We start from the raw sequence: 20,477 nt of genomic DNA, 5'->3' as shown, positions 1-20,477 counted from the left end.
AATCTTCATGCCCGAAAGACTAGCCCCGACTAATACCCCAGCGCAAGGGCCGCCACGCCAAGGCCGAGGGCGCCGCGGGTGATGTAGTGCAGCACCTCGGGGGAGAAGGAGACACCGAAGCCGCCGCTGTCCAGCATGGACATGCTGTCTACCTGTGCCGGGCGGGAACGCTTAAACGACGCCCAGCTAAGACCGGCGATGATGAGCACCACTGCGATGGCGGAGAGCTTCCACACCAAGAGGAGGACACCGGCACCAAGAAGCGCCGTGCCCACAGAAGCGATAAGGGGAAGGCCCCAGTCGGGCCATGCATCGTCGCTGACGCGGCCGAAGGAGGCGGCGCGCCCAACCGCCGCGCCGACGATGCTCCACGCGGACATGAATCCAACGATAGCCAGCGCCCCGAGCTGTGGGGCGAACCCCAACGTCAAGCCGAGGGCCGCGAGCGCACCGACGCCGATGTACCATCGTCGTCCCAGACGACGGAAGAAGAGGCCCGTCAACGTGGAGGGCGCATGGGCGCGACGAGGAATCCACGCGGACTGGCTCGCAATGGCATCAGAGGTGACCTCCGAATCAAGCAGGCCAAGGCCAGATCCACCGACCAGGCGCGTGCGCCCAGCGCTGAGAAGCGAAGCCAGCGTGAACGAGCGCCACCCCACGACGAAACGCAGGGCTGGCACCACAAGCGCGAACCACGGGGATAGCCCGGTGGACACGCAGATGCCGAACCCCAACACCCCGAAGCCGACCAGCTGCGCCCACGTGATCCAGTCTGTACCCCGGAGCCTGCCGCGCGGGCGATCGACGTAGACCCAGCGTTCCCGCGACAGTGCGCGCAGAGGATAGAGAACCTCGGTGAGCACCATGAGCGCGAGCAGTCCCACGACGGCGGCAATCGGGGCGACGCTAGTTAGCGCGATGCGGGCCGGGATGATAGGCAGGACTGCGCCGACTTCTTGCCAGACTGTGTAACCGAAGCCGAAGACGATGCCGGCGAGGATGAGATACCAGATACCATCGCCCAGCCGGGACAGTACGCGCATCATAGCTGTACCACCTCGTCGCAGGCCTGGGTGATGGTGTCGGAATGCGAGGCCACGACGATGCAGCGATTCTCCTCGTCGGCTAGGTGACGTAATTCGCTGGCGAGGAACTCGGTCCAGGCGGCGTCGAGGTGGCGCTCGGGCTCGTCGATAAGCACTGCACGTGCCGGCTGGTACAGCTGCGCGGCCAGAAAAACGCGCTGGCGCTGGCCCGAGGACAGGTGCGAGGCAGGGTGCGGAAGGAGAGGCTCAAGCGCCCAGAGTTCGCAGAGCTTGGCGACGTCCACCCCTGCCGCCTTCCCCATCAAGTCCAGGTGCTCGCCCACGGTGAGGTCGGGGAGGAAAACCGGCTCGGCAACCGTAATCACAGCACCCGGCTGTTCCTTCGTACCAACGCTATGGCCGTCGCACTCAACTGTTCCATCGAGAGGGGCAAGCTCTCCGCCGAGCGTGGCCAGCAACGTGGATTTACCGGAACCGTTGGGCCCAGCGAGGCCATAGATGCGGCCTGGGGCGAAGTCCTTCTCAAGGTGTCCAAGGGGCGTGGAATGCCCATAATCGGCGTCGATGGAAAGCATTGCTGGGCGGCGAGCTCCTTACGTTGGGCGGCTGACAATAGTCAAAACTTATTGATGTAGTTTAGCAAAATGCACGCCCCGAACGTTGCTCTCGAGATGGGAAACACCCTTGGGATTGGTGCTATGAGCTGCTAAAATGAGAGCAACTAAAGCTGGTAATTCGGGGAGGGCGTAGTTGGCAAGGGCAGCAAGTCAACAGAAGAGCGTTGAGGAAAGCGTGACTTTTGCGAAGGGGGTTTCTCTGTTGGCTGGCCACGAAATGACTGCGGAGCAGGAAGCGCTTGTCCGTGCCGTCGTTTCAGGTGAGATGACGGTCGAGGAAGCAATTGCTATCGCTAAGGCGCAAGTTAAATAGGGATTGCTTCAATTATCGTGCCGCCAGAAATGCTATTTCGTCGCGTTAGGAGTCGTGTGTTGAATTCGAATCAAGTACAAAATGAAGACCCTGAGCGGGATCCGCTAGCGCTGAGTGATGCTGCACTACGTTTGGCAGGCCACGATGTTACTGATGAGCATGTGCGCCAGCTGGGTCGCGAGGTAGCCGCAGGGGCACTATCTGCCGACGAAGCTATCGCTCGTGTTCGGCGTGCTTCGCTGAAGTAGAGCGAGAGTTCGTCGGAAAGCGCAGCACCTAGGTGCGGGGCTAGCCCTTGTTGCGGAAGACGAAGATGGAGGAGAAGTCCTGGTCGCCGTGGCCCATGGCCTGCTGCTCCTCAAAGCGCTCGATGGCGGCGGCCACCGCAGGCAGCGGCTTGTTGGCGGTCATCTCCATGAGCTTGGCGTCCTTGCACAGGGCATCCACGGTGAAATCACCAGGAGTGGTGTTGCGCTCACCGGTGATGAACGGGCCCTTCATGTTCTTCATGAAGGCCAAGCCGGTGATATCGAGCATCTCGAGGACGACTTCGGAATCAAGGCCCTCAGACTCACCGAGGTGCAGTGCTTCCAGCACGCCCTCCGCAGTAACGGCAAGGGCCAGGTTGGCCAGGAGCTTGCCAATCGCTGCGGTGGCGGCGGATTCTACGCCGATGAGCTTGTTCTCGTCGGCCCAGGACTCGGCGATGGTCATGGCGAGCTCGCGGCGGTCGTCGTCAGGCGTGCCCACATAGACGCCGAGCTTGCCCTCGCGCGCCGGGCCCAGCGAGCCAACGACGGGCGCGTGGACATAAGAGTCGACTGCGGCGGCGAATTCGCGGGCGGCATCGGGGGAGACGGTCGTGGTATCGATCCAGGTCACGCCCTCTGGGATGAGATTGGTCTCGATGATCCGCTCGCGGATGTCGTCGGGGCCAAAGAGCGAGGTAATGATGACCTCTGCGTCTTCCACGGCGGCGGTGGGGGAATCGGCGAGGGTAGCGCCGGCATCGACCAGCGGCTGCGCGCGCTCGGCGGTGCGGTTCCAAACGGTGAGCTCGTGGTTCTTGAGGAGGTGTCGGGCGAGCTCCGTGCCCATGCGGCCAGTACCTAGGAATGCAATCTTCATGCCGCCCAGTGTGCCATCATTGTGGGCAGGCTCGCCGCGATTCATGCGAGCCCCGGACGAGGGAGCCGTACCCGGTGACGCGACAAGACGGCCAGAAAGGGCTGGCCATGTCGTGGTTTGTGTTGATTTTCTCCGGTGCCTTCGAGGCTGTGTGGGCGGCGGCGCTGGATAAGTCGGAGGGCTTTAGCCGGCTGTGGCCCTCGGTGGTCTTTTTCGTTGCCTGCGCCATTTCGATGGGCGGGTTGGGCTGGGCCATGAAGTCTATCCCCGTGGGCACGGCCTACGCGGTGTGGGCCGGTGTGGGCGCGGTGGTCACCGTCATTTACTCCTTCGCCGCCGGGCACGAGGCGGCAACCGTCTGGAAGGTGCTGTTCCTCGCCATGATCATTGGTGGGATCGTGGGCCTGAAGGTGGTGCATTAGGAGGCGTCGTCGTTTGAAACGACGACGAAGAAGAATCATGATATCGGTGGGTGGACGCCTGTGTACTTACGTAGTAGGCTTCTGGATATCAAGCCGCAAGGCAAATAGGCTCTGGCCCCAGCATCGCTGGGGCCATCTTTTATTTCGCCGGGAATTGCTTTAGCGCTTCAGGAATCCACCGTTCCGAGCGCATCCAGACACCCATTTGGGGATTTATGGCCTTAGCTAGCTCGATAGAGAACTGATGGGTCTTCTCTAGTTTGGGTATGTCTTTTATGAGAGGGCGACGGTGCGTCGCTCGGTTGCGCATGTCTTTTACCAGCATTGCGTACTGCTGGAATTCAACTCGGTTTAGTTTGTGAACATGTGGTCCGAGAGCCTCATTTCAGAGAACCACTCGTGGGTTTTTGTTTCCAGCGTGAGGTTTAGGTAGTAGGTGAACCCAAATACCGAAGGTCAAACCAGCAACATAATCATCGTGACTCGGTGGGCTGAAGGAGCTATCGCAATGCGCTAGGTCCGCAAGCCGACTGCGGCCTTCCGGTAGCACAAGTTGAGTAAGCGGTGCTTCTGGGTGCTCCAACCAGTCTGGCGAGCCATTTCTTGGAGGCGAGGAGTTCCACTCTCTAAATCTTGAATCGATAAAGTTGCGCAAGAGAACCTCAACTTCACCAGTTGTTCTGTCAACAACAGATGCCATGAAGCCATTCCAAACATAAAGATGAGCTGCGAGTATATCGATGTCGGTACCGGTGTCTCCGTGCTGTTTAGCCAAGTTGAGGTAGGTGCTTCGGCGAGGCAACGGCAATGCGCCAAGTATGGTCTCTGCTTCAGAATGACCTAGTTCATGCTGTATGAGTTTCATGAGTGCCTCTTGATAGTGGAAGTACCGGCAAGAGGGGATTGGGGTGCGAAGAACTCAAAACGCACCGCTTATCCAAGATGGAGTCCCCCCGAACTTTTGGGCTTCAGAATACCTGATAAGTCGGGAGGATGAGTGGGATCATTCGTAGCGCAGTGCCTCAATCGGGTCCAGCTTCGCGGCCTTGCCCGCGGGGTAGTAGCCGAAGAAAAGGCCAATAGCTAGCGAGAAGAGCAGCGAGAGGATGACCGCCCACAGCGGCGGTGCCACGAGTGAGCCGATGGCGGCCGCGCCCGCCATGCCGGCGGCGGTGCCGATGGCGATGCCGATGAGACCACCGATGAGGCAGACCACGATGGCCTCCGTGATGAACTGGATACGGATATCGCGGCGGCGTGCACCAAGCGCCTTGCGGATGCCAATCTCGCGGGTGCGCTCGGTGACGGTGATGAGCATAATGTTCATCACGCCGATACCGCCGACGAGCAGCGAGATGCCGCCGATGGCCGCGAGAACCAAGCTCATCGTGGTGAAGATCTGGTTCAAGGATGCGAGGTCATCGCTGAAGTCAGACACCTTCACCATGTAGTCAGGGTTGTCCTCGTAGTAGCTATCGAAGACGCGCTGCAAGTTGCTGGCCACCGCGGCCTTGTCCAAGTCCGGGTTGCCGCGAACGGTGACCTCGCTGAACGCGGTGCCGGCGCCGGGGGAATCGGAGAACTCGGCCTCCAGCGGGTAAGGAACGAAGGCGGTTTGGCTGGGACCACCGCCCACCAGAGGTCCGGTTTGGGGCTCTTCAAAGACACCGATGACGGCGAGCTCGATCGGGGAAGCCTCCTGGCTTTCAAAGCTCACGTATTGGCCAATGGCGTCTTCAGGGGCGTCGAAAAGCTTGGTGGCTGTTTCCTTATCCAGCATCGTTACTGCCCGGCTGGAGTCGATATCATCCTCGCTGAGGAAGCGCCCGGCCACGATGGAATAGGAAGAGCCGGAGACATAGTCCGGGTTGGTCGGGCGGACGAGGAGGTTGGCAGTCTCCTCCCCGGATTCGCCCTCGACCACGAGGGCACCGGAATAGGAGCTGTACTCGCCGATATTGATGCCGGCGATCTGATCTCCCAAGACCTCCTTGGCGCGGTCCAGCATGTCCGGGGTGAGCATCGAGGACTCGTCCTCGACAAAGCCGCCGCCCATGAAGGGATCATCGGCTTCTTCCTCTTCGCCCTCCTCAGGGCGCTCCTTGACCTGGACGGTGAAGTTATTGGCGCCGACCTTGTCCAAGTCTTTCTGCACGGAAGCCTGCAAGGAGTGGCCGAGCGTGACGATGGCGATGACCGCGGCGATGCCGATGATGACGCCCAAGAGCGTTAGCGCCGAGCGCATCTTGTTGGTGCGCAGGCTGGTCAGCGCCATCTTGGTGGATTCAGCGAAATTCATGACAGCACACCGTCCTTCATCGTGACGGTGCGGCTGCACTCATCAGCCAATTCCGGGTTGTGGGTAATAAACAAGATGGTCTTTCCATGCGTGCGGTGCAGTTCGTGGAAGAGGTCCATGACCATGCGGCCGGTCTGCGAATCCAGCGCGCCGGTGGGCTCGTCCGCTAGGAGAATCTCCGGCTGGTTGGCCAAGGCGCGGGCCACCGCCACGCGCTGCTTTTGACCACCGGAGAGCTCATTGGGGAGGTGGTTCATGCGGTCGCTCATACCGACCATCTCCAGAAGCTCTTCCGCGCGCTGGGTGCGCTCGTGAGCCGAAACGCCCGCATAGACCATGGGCATCTCCACGTTTTTTAGCGCGGACATGCGGCCGATCAGGTTGAAGTTCTGGAAGATGAAACCGATTTTTTGGCCGCGGAAGGAGGCTAGTTTGTCGTCGCCAAGCGCCAGCGCATCCACGCCAGCCAGCTGGTACTCCCCGGCGGTGGGGCGGTCGAGCAAGCCGATGATGTTCATGAGCGTGGACTTGCCGGAGCCGGACTGGCCAACGACGGCCACGAACTCGCCCTCCTCCACGCTGAAGTCGAGGCCCGGGATGACGGTCAGCTCGCTGTCGAGGCCCTCGTTGAAGCGTTTGACGATTCCCCGCATCTCAATGAGGCGGCTCATGCGTTCTCTTCCGCATCATCGGAGCCATCGACGGAGGCGGACATGCCGACCATGTCCTTGTGGGTATCCGCCTGGCTGATGACGGTTTCGCCCTCCTTGAGGCCGGAGGAGATGGCGGCGGAGAAATCAGATTCGCTGGCCACCTTGACCTCGCGCGCCTGGATCGTGCCGTTGTCGACGACGAGGACGTTCTTCTTGCCGCCTTCTTCATAGATGGCGGAGAGCGGCACGGTGATGACGTTCTTATCCTTCTTCGTAATGATCTTTACCTTCGTGGTGGAACCGAGACGCAGCCCCTCGCGGTTGCCGTCGACACGGATGTGCACGGGGAATTCGGGCTTGGAGGAGCCAGTTGGCTTGCCGGAGCCGCCGCCTGCGCCAGCCTCGACATCGGGCTGCTCAGCGGTGGGGGAGATGAAGGTGACCTTGCCTTTGTATTCCTTGCCGGGGCTCGACGGCGAGGTGAATGAGACTTCGTCGCCGACCTTGATGCGGGCGATGTCGCCCTCTTTGACCGTGGACTTCACCAACAACGTGGAGTCATCCGCCACGGTGAGGATGGGGCCTTCGGCGGGCATGCCGGCCTCGCCATTGACGGCGGTAATGACTCCCGCCAGCGGGGAGCGCAGGTCGGCCTGGGAGAGCCGGTACTCCAGCGGCCCATTTTCCTTGGCGTTGTTCGCGCTTGCCGACGCCGCCGATTCCACCGCGTGGTTCACCGCCTGGGACTGGGAGGAAATCTGCTGTTCGATGGCGAGGTTGCTGGCTTGCAGCGCGCGTTCGGCATCGGCAACCGCTTGGTAGGAGGCGGCGGTGGCGCGCTGTTGTTCGCCTAGCTCGCGGTCGATGCCGCGGAGGACGCGACCATAGGATTCCTCGGACTGCTTGAGCTGGCGCTCGGAGTCCTGCACGGCCTCGTCAGAATCGAGGTAGCTCAAGAAAGCGCTGGCAGTGTTGATTCCGGAGGGATCCTCGGTGGCGGTGCCGAGGGAGGCCAGTGCGGACTGGAAAGACTTGGACTCGGCATCGCGCACCCCGGAGCGTGCTTGCTCGACGGCGGCGCGGGCTTCGGCAATCTCGGGGCGGTCGCCCTTGGCGGCGAGGGCATCGTCGAGCTTGCGCTGTGCCTCGGCGTACTCGGTCTGCGCCGAGTTCACGGCGGATTGTGCGCTATTGACCTCTGGGTTGAGGCCTTGGTCGAGGGAATCTTGGAGCTGACGCAGCTGGAGCTGGGCATCCTCGATTTGGTGGACGGCCTCGAGCTTGCTGGCCTCCTGGGAGGTGCGCTGGGCCTCGAGCTCGCGCTCGGTTTCGGTGGTGTCCATGCGGCCGAGCAGCTGCTGGGCCTCGACGCGATCGCCCACCTTCGCGTCCAAAGACTGGATGGGGCCGGTCAGCGAGGTGGTCAGCGAGAGTTCGCGCTCGGCAGAAACCGTTCCGGTGGCGGAGACGGAACTGATGAGGTCTTCTTTGGCGGTTGTCGTGACATCGGTTGCGGTGAGCTGAATATCGGAAGACCCACTGGTTAGTGCGTACATTCCACCGCCGCCTGCGAGGAGAACCGCAGCGATAGCGCCAGCAGTGATGCCGAGAGCTTTCTTATTCATGAATCCCTTACTGTCAGTTTTAGACCGTCATTGAAAAGCGGGTTCAGATTAACTCTTGGGCATGCTTCCTGTCATGCGCAGTGGGGGAATATAGGAGGTAGATCAGGGTCTACCCTTAGATGATGTGAGGCCATGAGGACTGGTGACGTTTCGATCAAATAAGGGCCCCAAAATGGGCGATTTTCTGCCGCTATTTGATCGAAGCGTACTTGGCATCTGACTTTTAGAAGGGCACATCGATGCGGATTTCTTCCGCTTTCGGGAAAGGCGGCAGCTTGGGCAGCTGATCGAGTCCCTCCTGAACTTCCGGTGGGAGGGGAATCTGTGGGGGCTCGGGCAGCTCCAGCTTGGGCTTGGGCCGCTGTGGCGGGGCCGGGCGTGGCGCTGGTGCTGGCGCGGGCGCTGGCGCGCGGACGGTGACGGTTTCTACTTCGACGCGCGGCGTGGGTGTTTCGGCAACTGCGGGTGCGGGAGCTGGTGCTTCGGCTTCGGGTTCCGGTTCGGGTGCTGCGGGAGCAATGGAGGTGGTGTCGCCGAAGCGGTTGACCGGCTGGGGAAGGGCATTCGGCTCCCAGGAAGGCAGCTGGGTCGAGGTGGTGGGACTGGGTTCGGTTCGCGGAGCGGGCTCCGCCTGCGTGGTAGCGCAGGCAGAAAGCGGAAGGCAAGCAAAAATGACAAGAATACGGCGCGATGCCATGGGAATCCCCCTTAAGTAGTGCCTCCCCATAGCGCACCCCAGCGCTGAATTAAGGAAAGGCAGAATCAACGGTGTGCTGCCAGCATAGCGTTCCCATGGCGGGGTGCGCAGCGCGAGCGCGCTGAGGGTGCTCGCGAGGTGGTGGAGAGGCGGCTGCGAGACACGAGGGGACTCCAACTTTTGTATAGGGCTAAAACCGATACAATGTGGGCTATGCCTAACTCCAGCCAGCTAAACCAGCAGAATACGTCCCAGTCCGCCGAGTGGTTCGAGCGCGCCACCAAGGTCACCCCGGGCGGTGTGAATTCCCCGGTCCGCGCCTTCGGGTCCGTGGGCGGTCAAGCCCGCGTTATCGCTCGCGGTAAGGGCTCCCGCCTCTGGGATATCGACGGTAATGAGTACGTCGACCTGGTCAGCTCTTATGGCCCGATGATCCACGGCAATGCCCACCCGGCCATCGTGGAGGCCGTCCAGAAGGCGGCTGCCGACGGCCTCTCCTTCGGCGCACCCACCGAGGGCGAGACGCTGCTGGCGGAGCACATCGTCAAGCGCACCGCCGTGGAGCAGGTGCGCCTGGTCAACTCCGGTACCGAGGCCACCATGTCCGCCGTGCGCCTGGCCCGCGGTTTCACCGGCCGCGCCAAGGTCCTGAAGTTTGAGGGCTGCTACCACGGCCACGTGGACGCGCTGTTGGCGTCGGCTGGCTCCGGCGTGGCCACCTTCGCGCTCCCGGATTCCCCGGGCGTCACGGGTGCCTCGGCCGCGGACACCATCGTCGTCCCGTACAACGATCTCGACGCCGTCCGCGAGGCCTTCGCCGCGCATCCGGGAGAGATCGCCTGCATCATCGCCGAAGCCGCGGCGGGCAACATGGGCACCGTGGCCCCAGAGGAGGGCTTCAACGCGGCACTCAAGGAGATCGCGCATGCCGACGGCGCCCTGCTCATCCTCGATGAGGTCATGACCGGTTTCCGCACCTCCTACAAGGGCTGGTTCGGTGTCGATGGGGTAGCGGGTGACCTGGTGACCTTCGGCAAGGTGGTCTCCGGTGGCCTGCCCGCAGCTGCCTTCGGCGGCCGCGCCGACGTCATGGCTTCCCTCGCCCCGGCCGGCCCCGTCTACCAGGCGGGCACGCTGTCCGGTAACCCGGTGGCGATGGCCTCCGGTCTGGCTTCTCTGGAGCTGGCCAACGAAGAGCTGTACCCGCGCCTGCAGGCAAACGCAGACCGCCTGACCGGCCTGATAACGGCGGCACTTGATGCCGCCGGCGTAGCACATCACATCCAGCGTGCGGAGACGATGTTCTCCATCCGCTTCGCCGAGGGCCAGGGCCGCGACTTCGCCGATATGCAGGCAGCCGATACCTGGCGTTTCGCTCCCTTCTTCCACGCACTGCTGGAAGGCGGCGTGTACGTCCCGCCGTCAGCCTTCGAGACCTGGTTTGTGTCTGATGCGCTCACGGACAATGATTTTGAGGTAATCGAGGCAGCTCTCAAGCCTGCCGCCCAGGCCGCCGCCAGCGCGCAGCGCCCGCAGTAAACCAACCATTTGAGGGGATAGACACAGGTATATGTCCACCACCATCGTCCACTTCGTCCGCCACGGCGAGGTTTATAACCCGGATAAGATCCTCTACGGGCGCATCCCGGGCTATCACTTGTCCTCCCGTGGGCATTCCATGGCCGCACGCACGGCGAAAGCCTTCGAAGGCCATGACGTGACCTACCTGGCGGCCTCGCCGTTGCAGCGCGCGCAGGAAACCGCGATGCCGATTGCGAAGGTGACGGGCTTGGAGGTGGACGTCGACAAGGGCGTCATCGAGTCCGGTAACCGCTTCGAGGGCCTGCGCACCAAGGGCTGGAACTCGCAGCTGTGGAACCCGCAGCGCTGGCCGCTCATGGTCAACCCGCTCAAGCCCTCGTGGGGCGAGCCTTTCGAGGAGATCGCCGCGCGCATGATGGATGCCGCCGAGCGCGCCCGTTCCAAGGCTGAGGGACACGAGGCCATTGTGGTCTCCCACCAGCTGCCCATCGTCATGGTGCAGCGCACCGTGCTGGGCAAGCGCCTGGCCCACGCGCCGTGGGACCGCGAATGCGACCTGGCCTCGGTGACCTCGCTGGTCTACCGCGACCGCGAGATCATCGATATCTTCTACTCCGAACCAGCGCAGGACATCTAATGGTGCGCAGAACTATCCGCGCCGCCGTGGCCGGTGTCGTTGCTGCGCTTGCCTTGGCTGGCTGCGCGCAGAGCGAGGAGAACGCGCAGAACGCAGTAGCCTCCGGCGGTACCTTCGAGTTCATCTCGCCCGGCGGGCAGACCACCATCCGCTATGCGGAGGAAGACCGCAAGCCGCTCAAGGATTTCTCCGGTGAGGACCTGCGGGATGAGTCCACGACGATCAAGCTTTCGGATTTCAAAGACCAGATCGTCGTCCTCAACTCCTGGGGTCAGTGGTGCGCGCCGTGCCGCTCCGAATCGGATGACCTCCAGGCCATCCACGCGGAGCTGCAAAAGCGCAAGGTCGGCACCGTACTGGGTATTAACGTCAAGGACTTCAACCCGGAGATCTCCCGGGACTTTATGGCCGATAACGGCCTAGAGTACCCCTCCATCTACGACCCGCCCTTCAAGACGGCTGCGGCCCTCGGCGGCGTGCCCACCTCCGTGGTGCCCACCACCATTGTTCTGGATAAGCAGCACCGCCCCGCCGCGGTCTTCCTGACCGAGATCACGGAAAAGGATGTCCTCGAGGTCGTCGACGAACTGGAGAAAGAACAGTGATCCTTGCCGCTGACGGTATGGGGCAAAGCTTCGCCGATGCCGCCGTGTCCGGCCCGCTCCTGATCGGAGTGCTCGCCGCGGCCGTGGCCGGATTGGTCTCCTTCGCCTCACCCTGTGTGGTTCCACTGGTTCCTGGCTATATCTCTTACCTCGCCTCCGTGGTCGGCGGTGAGGTGAGCTATGACGAGGAGTTGGGGGTGGGCGTCGGCAAGCGCCGGCGTTGGGCCGTCGTCGGTGCCGCAGCACTCTTCGTGCTGGGCTTTACCGTCGTTTTCGTCCTAGCCACCGTGTCAGTCTTCGGCGCCATTTCGGCGCTGACGCTCAACGCGGATACCCTCATGCGCGCCGGCGGTGTCATCACCATCCTCATGGGTGTGGTGTTCATGGGCGTGGTGCCGGTACTACAGAAGGACACGCGCATGGCGCCGCGGCGCTGGACCACGTGGCTGGGCGCGCCGCTGCTCGGCGGGGTTTTCGCCCTGGGCTGGACCCCGTGCTTGGGCCCCACGCTGGCTGCCATCCTGTCTGTCTCCGCCGGCACCGAGGGAACCACCGCGCTGCGCGGCACCATCCTCATTATTGGCTACTGCCTGGGCCTGGGCCTGCCCTTCTTGCTCGTGGCACTGGGCTCCGCTAAGGCCATGCGCACCGTGACCTGGATGCGGGAGCACTCCCGGACCATCCAGATTCTCGGGGGCATCGCCATGATCCTCGTCGGCCTGGCGCTGCTGACCGGGCTGTGGGGAGATTTCATCAACGCCATCCGCCAGTGGACCGTGTCCTATGGCGCGACGCTGCTGTAAAGGAGATTTTTCGTGAGATATATCCGCAAGGCCTGGCACTGGCTGACCAGCATGCGCACCGCGCTGGCGCTGCTCTTCTTGCTGGCCATCGCCGCCATTCCCGGATCGCTCCTGCCGCAGCGCTCGCTCAATGAATCTAACGTCAACGACTTCATTGAGACCAACGGCAAGGTGGCGGAGATCTACGACAAGCTGCAGCTTTTCGACGTCTTCTCCTCCGTCTGGTTCCAGGCCATCTACGTCCTGCTCATGATTTCTCTGGTGGGCTGTATCATCCCGCGCTCCTGGGATCACTACAAGGCTTACCGCACCCCGCCGACGCGCGCGCCGAAGTACCTGGAAAAGATGCCGCTGAACGCCACCGGTCACTCGGAGAAGTCCCCGGAGGAGATCGCCGCGGCCACCACAACCATGCTGAAGAAGTGGCGGGTCTCCGAGGTCTCGCCCGAGAAGGACCGCGCGGGTGCGCAATCCTTCTCCGCGGAGCGCGGCTATGCCCGCGAGCTGTGCAACCTTATCTTCCACATCGCGTTGGTGGCCATCTTGCTCACCATGGCAGCCGGGCGTCTGGTGCACTACGAGGGCCAGGTCATCGTGGTCACGGAGAAGAACTCCCAGGGCCAGACCCAGGAGCAGGCGCAATCGACGGAGTTCTGCAACACCTCGACCTCCGTCTATGACTCCTTCCGCGCCGGCCCGCTTTTCGACGGCACCGGCCTGCACCCCTTCTGCTTCTTGGCCCACGACTTCACCGCGGACTACCTGCCCAATGGCCAGGCGGAGATGTTCACCTCGAACGTGTCCTATGCCGCCGGCGACGACATCTTCACGGACCCGGAGACCTGGGAGGACTACCAGCTGCAGGTCAATCACCCGCTGCGCATTGACAAAAACCGCGTTTACCTGCAGGGCCACGGTTTTGCGCCGACCATGACGGTGGAGTGGCCTAACGGTGAGAAGCGCACGCAGACCATCCAATTTCAGCCCACTGACACCACGTTCTTCCTCTCGTCGGGAGTGATGCGCTTCGACCCGCCGGCGGCATGTACCCGGACCTGTTTGAGCGCCGCCAGAACCAGATCGCCATCCAGGGCCTGTTTGCCCCGACCGCCGAGTGGTCCGGCGAGAGCGGCAAGCTGTTGCAGTCTTCCTACCCGGCGATGCTGGATCCGGCCGTGGCTATCGATATCTACCGCGGCGATGCCGGCCTGGACACGGGTACCCCGCAGTCCCTCTTCTCCCTCGATTCCAACCTGGTCCACACGGGCCAGCTGCAGAAGATCGACCGCGTCAACCTGAACCAGGGTGAATCGGTCACGCTGGACGACGGCACGAAGATCACCTTCGACGGTGCCTCCGAGTTTGCGAACTACCAGGTTTCCTATGACCCCTTCCAGAGCTGGGTTCTCGTGTCCGCGCTGGTCATGCTGGTATCCCTGGTTGGCTCGCTGGTGATCAAGCGCCGCCGCGTGTGGGTGCGCATCCGGCCGGGGGCCAATGGTGGCACCGATATTGAGATGGGCGGTCTTGCCCGCACCGACCGCGCGGGCTGGTCTGAGGAATTCCATGAGCTTCACCGCGAGCTCCTGGAACTGCCGGATCCCGATGAGGTGGAGGAGGACGAACTCTACTCCGCCGACTAAAGGTGAGAAAGCTATCCGTCAAAAGTTGGATACTCCCGCTGAAGGGGGGTACTCTGATGAGCACCATAAATCTCTCCGCTCATGCAGCCTCGTGCGTGAAGCACGGTGTAGGCACGATTGTGAAGGCAAGGTTTCCCACTCATGCAGGTTGATCAAAATCTGTCCAACTTTTCCGACATCGCGGTGCAAACCGCGTTCGTCGTTTATGCTCTCGCCTTGGTGTTGTCCCTGGTCTACTACGGCCGGATGCACAGCATCATCGAGGCGATGCGCTCCCGCACGACTGCTGTGGCGCAGCAGCGCGAACTCGCTAGCGTGGGGGCCTCGGCAGACAGTGCCGCGCTTGGCGACGTCCCCCCGACAGCCAGCACTGGCCCCGATGCTGACCTAGACGCGGATCTGTCGAAGAAGCGGGAGAACGCCGACAAGCTCGGCGGCATGACGCAGATGCTCCTGTGGTTGGGTATCGCCTTACACTTGGCGGCCATTGTGCTGCGCGGCCTGGCCACGGGGCGTTTCCCGTTTGGCAACCTCTACGAGTACGTGCTCATGGTGACCGCCGGCGCCATGGTGGTGGCGACCATCGCCATGCAGCGCAAGGAATGGCGCACTCTGTGGCCGTGGCTGCTCACGCCGATTCTGGCGCTGATGTTCTACGGCTCCACCAAGCTCTATGCGGAATCCGCTCCGGTGGTTCCGGCACTCCAGTCTCACTGGCTGCCCATCCACGTCACTGTGGTCTCGTTGGGTGCGTCCATCGGCGTGGTCTCCGGTATCGCTTCTTTGCTCAGCGTGCTGCGTGAGTTCCAGCCGAAGGGCAGTGAGTCCGGTTTCTTTGGTGCGCTTGCCCGCCCGCTTCCTTCTGCTAAGAAGTTGGACCGCTTGGCCTACCGCTTGGGCGTGGTGACGCTGCCGACTCTGGGCCTGGGTATTGTACTGGGCGCTATTTGGGCCGAGTCCACATGGGGACGCTACTGGGGCTGGGACCCGAAGGAGACCGTATCCTTCGCCACCTGGATCCTCTACGCCGCCTACCTGCACGCCCGCGCGACGCCGGCCTTCCGCAAGGCCGCGCCGTATATCAACATCGCGGCGATGCTGCTCATGATCTTCAACCTGTTCTTCATCAACATGGTTGTCTCCGGCCTGCACTCCTATGCGGGGCTGAACTAAATGGCGGATACCCCTAAGCCGCGGCACAAACAGGGCAAGCCGGCGGGCGATAACCCGCAGCTCATCGCTCTCGGTGAGGGCTTTGCGCAGCGCCGCCGAGAACTCGGTATCTTGCAGCAGGAGCTGGCTGAGAAGGCCGGGATTTCGCGCTCCACGCTGCACACCATCGAGCACGGCGGCTCTGGCGTGCGCTGGGAAAAGGTGATTGCGGTGGCTGAGGCCCTCGGCCTTGAGATGACCTTCGAGCCGAAGGCTTAGGCTTCGTCGGCTTTATTGTCTTTGTCCTCGGGGGCCTTGGGTTTCTGGGAACCTTGTGAACCCTGTGAGCGACGGCGGCGCTCTTCTTCTTGGCGCTCTGCCTCCCGCTCCCTGGCGCGGCGCTCTTTGAAGCGCTGCTTCTCTAGGTTCCACAGGAACTCTTCGTCATCGTCTGGGCCCTTGATTGCGGGGCGCTGCGGCTGCTGTGTCTGCTGCACCTTCTTATTCCAACTCGACGGACCAAAGGCCTTCCATACGAGGACCGCCGCGAGGACAAACAAGAGTAGTAGTATCAATCGACCCATGCGTTGTATTCTACGGAATGCCCGCAAAGCAAAAGTGAGAATTATGAGTCAGACAGAAAACACCACCAACGCCTCCCAGAACTCCGAACCGCCCCAGCCGGACCCGGCGCTCAAGCGCCGCTCCCGCGTCGCTTTGTGGAAGTACGGGGCTGCCCGCGTGGTGCTGTTCATTGTGCTCACCGCGGTGATTCAGCTGCTGGCCATGGCGGTTCTCGGGACCTTTCCGCTGCTGGTCTCCGCCCTGTTGGCGTTGTTTGTGGCGCTGCCGCTGTCCATGCTGATCTTCTCCACGTGGCGCATGGAAGCCACTCAGACGCTGGCGGAGTACTCCGCGCAGCGCAAGGCCCACAAGAAGTGGGTCCAAGAGGAGCTGGCTGGCCGCTAAATCGGTGGTTAAACCAGAGCCAGCGCTACAGCGTTGATAACCGCCCACACCAGCATCGCGCGGCCGGCCATGCCAAGTACTGGGATGAGTTTCGGGCCGCGTGCGCCGCGGTTGACGGTGCGGATAGCACCCAGCGCGAGAGGGAAGTAGAGCAGCGAAGCGAGCGCGGCCCAGGAATCGAAGGCTAGGCCGATGGTGAGTAGTACCGGCAGCAGCAAGAGGGTCATGAATAGCGTGCGGGACTTTTTATCACCCAGGCGCACCGCCAAAGTGATCTTGCCGGTGGCCTTATCGGAGGGGATGTCCCGGATGTTATTGGCCAGGTTTACCGCCGCACTCATACCGCCGATACCCACGGCTAAGGCAAGGCCTGTCCACGTGATGCGGCCGGCCTGTGTGTACTCGGTACCTAGGACCGCGACGAGTCCGAAGAACACGAAAACGGCGATTTCCCCGAACCCGCGGTAGCCGTAGGGGTTCTTGCCACCGGTGTAGAACCAGGCACCGGCGATACACACGGCGCCGACGAGGATGAACGAGGCGGCGTTGGCAGCTAGGGAGAGTGAGATGCCTGCGATAGCCGCCACGCCGAAGGAGGCGAAGGCGGCGAACTTGACGTGTTGCGGTTTGGCCAGCCCGCCGCCGGTAAGCCGCTGGGGGCCGGTGCGGTCATCATCGGTGCCGCGGATGCCATCGGAGTAGTCGTTGGCGTAGTTCACGCCGATGATAAGAGCCCAGGCCACGATGAGTGCCAGCAATGCGCGTCCCCAGTGCAGACCGTGGGCCGCGGCGGCGGCACCGGTACCAGCGATAACAGGAGCAAAAGCATTGGCCCAGGTGTGCGGGCGAGCACCCTGGAGCCAATCGGCAGGAGTGGCGGAATAGGCAGACATGCTCACTATTGTGCCACTGGTGTGGTGTGCTGCGGCAATGAGCTGGTGCGTTGGCGAAAGCGGTAGATGATGAGCACTGCAACGAAAATAACGGCATTGGTGACTGTCATTGCGGCAGAGGTAGCCGCGTCAAGGACATAGGCAACCCAAAATCCCACGACCGCGCTGATAGCGGCAACGCCACAGGCGGTCAACACCAGCGTGGGCACGCGCTGAGTAAGCAGCCGCGCGGTCATCGTCGGGAATACCATGAGAGCGATGACCAGCATGGCACCGGCAGCGTGAAAGGCGGCGGTGGCGGTGCAGGCAACCACGGTCATAAATATGATGTGAAGAACGCGCGTGGGCACCCCGCGTGCGGCACAAAAATCGGCGTCAAAAGTCGTGGCGGATAAACGCGGCAGTGTAAGGGCGAGGAAGAGAGCATTGATACCCAGCACTGCGGCCATGATGTAGCAATAGTTGGGATTGGAGAAGGCCGCGAGGTTGAGATCACCGACGAGAACGGCGTGGACATCAAGGTGCACGTGGCTCATGTGCGTAGAAATCAGGATGACTCCGGCGGCAAACAGGGCGGGAAAGACCAATCCGAGGGCGGAATCAGCAGTCACCAGCGGGCTGCGCTGTAGTGCGTCAGTTCCCAACGCCACCACCAAGGCGCCAGCGGCCGCGGTAACGAGCAAGATGGGTGAATCTAGATCTGCGGTAAAGAGGTAGCCGACGGCAATTCCGGGAAGGACGGCATGGCCGATGCCGTCGATCAGCATGGCCTGGCCTTTGAGGACAACAAAGGTGCCGGGGATAGCACAGGCCAAGGCGGTCAGGACGGCAAGGAGACAAGCGGTGGCGGCGAGGGTCATGAGGCGAGCTTTCTGCTGAGGAGGCTGATGGTGACGAGCGCCGCCTGAACCAAGACGATGACCGGACCGGTGGGCAGCGGGCCGTGTGCAATGGAGACATAGCAGCCGAGAGCAGCGGTGGCCGCGCCGAAGAACCCGGAGAGCGCGATGAAAGGTAGCAAGCGCGTGGTCCAGGGGCGGGCAGCGGCGGCAGGGCTGATGACCACGGCGACCATGAGCACTACGCCGACGACTTTGACGCCGAGCACCGTGATGGCGGTGAGGGCGAAGAAACTAGCCGCGTTGAGGAACGAGGTGCGGATGCCGGCTACCTGGGCAAAACTTGAATCAAAAGTGACTGCGGCCTGCCGGGTGTGAATGAGGAAAAGAAAAAGCAGCACGCAGCCACCGATGATGAGTGTGGACCGTACATCCGCGCGAGTGAGCGTGGAGGCATTTCCCAGCAAATAATCCTGGATTCCGGCCTTGCCAGGCAATGGTCGGCGGGAAATATACTGCATGAGCAGCATGCCCACCGAGAAAAATGTGGTTAGCGTGGCCGCCATCGCAGTGGTTTGCCCCAGGGGAGTTAACCGCGGGATGAGGTGAATGCACCCCACCGCGAGGGTTCCGGTGAGCAGGGCGCCGCAAGAAAGAAGCCAGACATTTCGCCCGTCCCAGCCAATGGCGGTGGCCACGAGGAAGGCGGTGAGCAGTCCAGGCAGGGAAGAATGCGAGATGGCATCGGCCAGCAGGCTGGTGCGGCGAACATATACCAGTGGGCCTAGCGCGCCAGCGCAGCCACCGATGAGCACGGTGCCCAGGAGTGCCTGGGTATAGGTGTAGTTCTGAAGAAGCTCGAGTGGGTTCATGATGGCAGGGAAAACATATCGGCAATGGCGGACTCTGTGAGCACCTGTTCGGTGGGGCCAGCAGCAATGAGCCGGCCGTGGCCGACCATGAGGACCTCATCGCAAAAGTCGGCGACTTCCGCCAGGTTGTGGTGCACCAGCAGGATGGTCACGCCGTTGTCGCGCAGTTCCTTGAGTACATCCATGATGGCGCGCTGACTTGCGGCATCAACACCAGCGAAGGGCTCGTCAAGGATGATGAATTCCGGATCGCTAACGAGCGTGCGCGCCAACAACACGCGCTGGCGCTGCCCACCAGATAGCGCGGAAATTGGCAGTTGCGCGTGTGCCTGCATTCCGGTGCGCGCAAGTGCTGCGTGGGCGGCGTCTTTGTCAGCGCGGCTGGGCCACTGCCACCAGCGCAGCCCGGCGGTGCGGCCCATCAGGGCGATGTCGAAGGCGGTGGCAGGGTAATTCCAGTCGATATCCGCATGTTGTGGCATATATCCGAGCCGCTGCCGAAAATGTGCCAGATCGACGCCATCGAAGGTCATCGACCCGCAGGCTAGAGGCGGAAGGAGCCCTACCAGCGTGCGGACCAGAGTAGACTTTCCCGACCCGTTCGCACCCACCAGCCCGGTGATAGTCGCGGGGGTGAGGGTGAAGGAGGCGTCGTGAAGCACCGGCGTGCGGGGATAGCCGGCGGTGAGGTTTCCTACGCTGAGCATTAGCTTAGTGCTTTCGCCACGGCGCTAGCGTTATGTTCGAAGGCTCCGAGGTAGGTATCGGTTGGGGCTTCCGGGCCGAGGGTATCGGCAAAGAGCTCTTCATCCGAGATGGTGACGGTCCAGTTGCGGGTTTCTACGGCTTCCTTGAGAGAAGTGATGGCCTGTGGGTTCGCCTGGTTATCTTGGAAGATAACGGGGACCTTCTTCTCCGCGATCGTATCCGCGAGCTCGGAGATCTCAGTGGCGGACTTGGTGGCTTCGGTGGTCACGAAGTCGGTGGCTTGGACTTCAAAGTCGAAGGTCTTGCCGAAGTAGTTGAAGGCGTCATGGCCGGTGATAAGAACGCGCGGGGAGGCGCTTTCGAGTTCCTTAGCGGCCTTGTCGTGCGCGGCTGCAATCTTGTCTTCATAAGCATCGGCGGCCGCGGCATAGTCTTCGGCATTGTCAGAGTCGATTTCGCCGAGTTTGGTGCCGATATGATCGACGACCTGGCTCCACAGCTCGGGGCTATTCCAGATGTGCGGGTCGTAGAGTTTTTCGCCCTTGTCACCTTGCTCGGGCCACGGCAGAAGGTCAGCAGTATCGAGCTGTTCGCCGACAGCTAGCTGCTTTTCACCGAGGGAGGAGAGCTGGTCCACCATTTGCGCCTCGAGGTGAAGGCCATTCCAGAGGACGAGGTCGGCATCCTGCATCTTTTCAATATCGCGCGTGGTGGGCTGGTAGGTGTGTGGATCGCCGCCGGGGCCGACCATGGTGGTGATGTCGGCGTCCGGGGCGATATTGGCGGCCGCATCAGCCAAGTAACCGGTCGTGGCGAAGATCGTCAGGTTATCGTTCTGGGCTTCGGTGGAGTCGCTGCTGGTGCAGGCGCTCAGCGTGCTTGCGACCACGAGGGAAGCGAGGGGAAGCGCAATAAGTTTCTTCACGGGAAACCTCTCTTATTAAAAGTGAATGTCGATGTTCAATGGATTGAACTTGAAAGAGCATAAGTGCTGAAACCGTTGGAAGCAAT

The 20,477-nt window shown here is 62.1% G+C and carries 23 protein-coding genes, 1 pseudogene and 1 riboswitch; of the genes and pseudogenes, 11 read left to right on the top strand and 13 right to left on the bottom strand.

The window, feature by feature from the left end:
* Nucleotides 1-29: 29 nt before the first annotated feature.
* Both FME68_RS10020 and FME68_RS10015 read right to left on the bottom strand, forming a co-directional pair.
* A complete protein-coding gene (locus tag FME68_RS10020) occupies nucleotides 30-1,049 on the bottom strand; it encodes an ABC transporter permease (RefSeq protein WP_230308969.1) in 1,020 nt (339 codons plus the stop codon).
* A complete protein-coding gene (locus FME68_RS10015; protein ID WP_158397458.1) occupies nucleotides 1,046-1,624 on the bottom strand; it encodes an ABC transporter ATP-binding protein in 579 nt (192 codons plus the stop codon). Before FME68_RS10015 ends, FME68_RS10020 begins: the two co-directional genes overlap by 4 nt.
* A gap of 217 nt (nucleotides 1,625-1,841) precedes the next feature.
* Here FME68_RS10015 and FME68_RS10010 point away from each other — a divergent pair, with 217 nt between their 5' ends.
* Nucleotides 1,842-1,979: a hypothetical protein gene (locus FME68_RS10010; RefSeq protein ID WP_010189784.1), complete on the top strand. Its 138-nt coding sequence runs from the start codon at nucleotides 1,842-1,844 to the stop codon at nucleotides 1,977-1,979.
* Between the two features lie 59 nt (nucleotides 1,980-2,038).
* A complete protein-coding gene (locus tag FME68_RS13070) occupies nucleotides 2,039-2,227 on the top strand; it encodes a hypothetical protein (RefSeq protein WP_195914105.1) in 189 nt (62 codons plus the stop codon).
* Nucleotides 2,228-2,267: 40 nt separating this feature from the next.
* Here FME68_RS13070 and FME68_RS10005 read toward each other — a convergent pair whose 3' ends face one another.
* Nucleotides 2,268-3,107 carry an NAD(P)-dependent oxidoreductase gene (locus FME68_RS10005; RefSeq protein ID WP_158397457.1) on the bottom strand — a complete coding sequence of 280 codons (840 nt, stop codon included), beginning with the start codon at nucleotides 3,105-3,107 and terminating at the stop codon, nucleotides 2,268-2,270.
* A gap of 25 nt (nucleotides 3,108-3,132) precedes the next feature.
* Nucleotides 3,133-3,203, top strand: a riboswitch (guanidine-III (ykkC-III) riboswitch).
* An 11-nt stretch (nucleotides 3,204-3,214) separates the two neighbouring features.
* Here FME68_RS10005 and FME68_RS10000 point away from each other — a divergent pair.
* Nucleotides 3,215-3,529, top strand: coding sequence for a DMT family transporter (locus tag FME68_RS10000; protein ID WP_046647795.1), 315 nt, complete (start codon nucleotides 3,215-3,217; stop codon nucleotides 3,527-3,529).
* Between the two features lie 1,003 nt (nucleotides 3,530-4,532).
* Here the strand turns inward: FME68_RS10000 and FME68_RS09995 are convergent.
* The 4 genes from FME68_RS09995 to FME68_RS09980 all read right to left on the bottom strand — a co-directional run bounded on the left by FME68_RS09995 (nucleotide 4,533) and on the right by FME68_RS09980 (nucleotide 8,803).
* On the bottom strand, nucleotides 4,533-5,828 hold the full coding sequence (locus FME68_RS09995; protein WP_158397456.1) for an ABC transporter permease: 1,296 nt from the start codon (nucleotides 5,826-5,828) through the stop codon (nucleotides 4,533-4,535).
* Nucleotides 5,825-6,499, bottom strand: a complete 675-nt coding sequence (locus FME68_RS09990; protein ID WP_010189772.1) for an ABC transporter ATP-binding protein — start codon at nucleotides 6,497-6,499, stop codon at nucleotides 5,825-5,827. Before FME68_RS09990 ends, FME68_RS09995 begins: the two co-directional genes overlap by 4 nt.
* Nucleotides 6,496-8,106, bottom strand: coding sequence for a permuted SH3 domain-containing protein (locus FME68_RS09985; RefSeq protein ID WP_158397455.1), 1,611 nt, complete (start codon nucleotides 8,104-8,106; stop codon nucleotides 6,496-6,498). Before FME68_RS09985 ends, FME68_RS09990 begins: the two co-directional genes overlap by 4 nt.
* 223 nt (nucleotides 8,107-8,329) lie before the next feature.
* The gene (locus FME68_RS09980) at nucleotides 8,330-8,803 is read right to left on the bottom strand and encodes a hypothetical protein (protein ID WP_158397454.1); all 474 of its coding nucleotides are present in this window, start codon (nucleotides 8,801-8,803) and stop codon (nucleotides 8,330-8,332) included.
* 204 nt (nucleotides 8,804-9,007) lie between these two features.
* Between FME68_RS09980 and hemL the strand changes: the two genes are divergently transcribed.
* The 7 genes and pseudogenes from hemL to FME68_RS09945 all read left to right on the top strand — a co-directional run bounded on the left by hemL (nucleotide 9,008) and on the right by FME68_RS09945 (nucleotide 15,464).
* Nucleotides 9,008-10,342, top strand: coding sequence for a glutamate-1-semialdehyde 2,1-aminomutase (gene hemL / locus FME68_RS09975; protein WP_158397453.1), 1,335 nt, complete (start codon nucleotides 9,008-9,010; stop codon nucleotides 10,340-10,342).
* A 31-nt stretch (nucleotides 10,343-10,373) separates the two neighbouring features.
* Nucleotides 10,374-10,982, top strand: a complete 609-nt coding sequence (locus tag FME68_RS09970) for a histidine phosphatase family protein (protein ID WP_070516490.1) — start codon at nucleotides 10,374-10,376, stop codon at nucleotides 10,980-10,982.
* Nucleotides 10,982-11,587 carry a TlpA disulfide reductase family protein gene (locus FME68_RS09965; RefSeq protein WP_070681469.1) on the top strand — a complete coding sequence of 202 codons (606 nt, stop codon included), beginning with the start codon at nucleotides 10,982-10,984 and terminating at the stop codon, nucleotides 11,585-11,587. Before FME68_RS09970 ends, FME68_RS09965 begins: the two co-directional genes overlap by 1 nt.
* Before the next feature lie 17 nt (nucleotides 11,588-11,604).
* The gene (locus FME68_RS09960; protein ID WP_046647905.1) at nucleotides 11,605-12,390 is read left to right on the top strand and encodes a cytochrome c biogenesis CcdA family protein; all 786 of its coding nucleotides are present in this window, start codon (nucleotides 11,605-11,607) and stop codon (nucleotides 12,388-12,390) included.
* A 51-nt stretch (nucleotides 12,391-12,441) separates the two neighbouring features.
* Nucleotides 12,442-14,033 (top strand): annotated as a pseudogene (locus tag FME68_RS09955) (cytochrome c biogenesis protein ResB).
* Between the two features lie 141 nt (nucleotides 14,034-14,174).
* On the top strand, nucleotides 14,175-15,206 hold the full coding sequence (gene ccsB, locus FME68_RS09950; RefSeq protein ID WP_049154848.1) for a c-type cytochrome biogenesis protein CcsB: 1,032 nt from the start codon (nucleotides 14,175-14,177) through the stop codon (nucleotides 15,204-15,206).
* Nucleotides 15,207-15,464 (top strand): helix-turn-helix domain-containing protein, encoded by a 258-nt coding sequence (locus FME68_RS09945; RefSeq protein ID WP_046647787.1) that lies wholly within the window; start codon nucleotides 15,207-15,209, stop codon nucleotides 15,462-15,464.
* On the opposite strand, the gene FME68_RS09940 is transcribed toward FME68_RS09945, so the two are convergent.
* Nucleotides 15,461-15,769 (bottom strand): hypothetical protein, encoded by a 309-nt coding sequence (locus FME68_RS09940; protein WP_049154847.1) that lies wholly within the window; start codon nucleotides 15,767-15,769, stop codon nucleotides 15,461-15,463. The genes FME68_RS09945 and FME68_RS09940 overlap by 4 nt on opposite strands.
* A gap of 43 nt (nucleotides 15,770-15,812) precedes the next feature.
* On the opposite strand from FME68_RS09940, the gene FME68_RS09935 reads away from it, so the two are divergent.
* A complete protein-coding gene (locus tag FME68_RS09935; protein WP_046647785.1) occupies nucleotides 15,813-16,154 on the top strand; it encodes a DUF4229 domain-containing protein in 342 nt (113 codons plus the stop codon).
* An 8-nt stretch (nucleotides 16,155-16,162) separates the two neighbouring features.
* Here the strand turns inward: FME68_RS09935 and FME68_RS09930 are convergent, their stop codons facing one another.
* The 5 genes from FME68_RS09930 to FME68_RS09910 are packed head-to-tail and all read right to left on the bottom strand — an operon-like array spanning nucleotide 16,163 to nucleotide 20,391.
* Nucleotides 16,163-17,047 (bottom strand): 1,4-dihydroxy-2-naphthoate polyprenyltransferase, encoded by an 885-nt coding sequence (locus FME68_RS09930; RefSeq protein ID WP_046647783.1) that lies wholly within the window; start codon nucleotides 17,045-17,047, stop codon nucleotides 16,163-16,165.
* A gap of 5 nt (nucleotides 17,048-17,052) precedes the next feature.
* Complete coding sequence (locus tag FME68_RS09925; protein ID WP_010189755.1) at nucleotides 17,053-17,907, bottom strand: metal ABC transporter permease; 855 nt, start codon at nucleotides 17,905-17,907, stop codon at nucleotides 17,053-17,055.
* Nucleotides 17,904-18,758 (bottom strand): metal ABC transporter permease, encoded by an 855-nt coding sequence (locus FME68_RS09920; protein ID WP_070526052.1) that lies wholly within the window; start codon nucleotides 18,756-18,758, stop codon nucleotides 17,904-17,906. Before FME68_RS09920 ends, FME68_RS09925 begins: the two co-directional genes overlap by 4 nt.
* On the bottom strand, nucleotides 18,755-19,465 hold the full coding sequence (locus tag FME68_RS09915; protein ID WP_158397452.1) for a metal ABC transporter ATP-binding protein: 711 nt from the start codon (nucleotides 19,463-19,465) through the stop codon (nucleotides 18,755-18,757). The genes FME68_RS09920 and FME68_RS09915 overlap by 4 nt, the downstream gene beginning before the upstream one ends.
* On the bottom strand, nucleotides 19,465-20,391 hold the full coding sequence (locus tag FME68_RS09910; RefSeq protein ID WP_010189749.1) for a metal ABC transporter substrate-binding protein: 927 nt from the start codon (nucleotides 20,389-20,391) through the stop codon (nucleotides 19,465-19,467). The genes FME68_RS09915 and FME68_RS09910 overlap by 1 nt, the downstream gene beginning before the upstream one ends.
* Nucleotides 20,392-20,477 lie beyond the last annotated feature (86 nt).

The organism is Corynebacterium hiratae (assembly GCF_009708045.1).
GTDB classification, from domain to species: domain Bacteria; phylum Actinomycetota; class Actinomycetes; order Mycobacteriales; family Mycobacteriaceae; genus Corynebacterium; species Corynebacterium hiratae.
Note: the sequence above shows the minus strand (reverse complement) of the source record. Positions and strands in the feature narration are given on the sequence as shown.